This window comes from Pseudomonas sp. 10C3, assembly GCF_036346185.1.
Taxonomy (GTDB): domain Bacteria; phylum Pseudomonadota; class Gammaproteobacteria; order Pseudomonadales; family Pseudomonadaceae; genus Aquipseudomonas.
Genome location: NZ_JASJVE010000113.1, coordinates 1 through 272 on the forward strand (window position 1 = coordinate 1; position 272 = coordinate 272).

A 272-nucleotide genomic window follows, 5' to 3' on the forward strand; every position below is an offset into this window, starting at 1 on the left:
GTTGAAGCGCAGGCGGAAGGCCAAGGGCTTGCCGTTGCCGCTCAGTACGCTGCTGGCGAGCAGTTGCTGCGGGCGCGAACGGTCGTCGATCACCAAGAGCGCCATCTCGACTTCGGCACCAGCGGGCAGGTTGGTCAGGCTGCCGCTGATTTCGCGCTGATAGGCGGGCAGGGGGCCGAGGTCTTCAATGCCCGGGACTTTTTTCTCTTGCGCCGGTGTTGGTTGAGGCGCGGCCGGCTTGGGGGCTTCGCTGCTGCAGGCGACCAGAAAAC

1 pseudogene is annotated in these 272 nt (G+C 65.4%); it reads right to left on the reverse strand.

The window, feature by feature from the left end:
• Positions 1-272: pseudogene (locus QN399_RS26330) on the reverse strand (hypothetical protein); the annotation flags it as partial.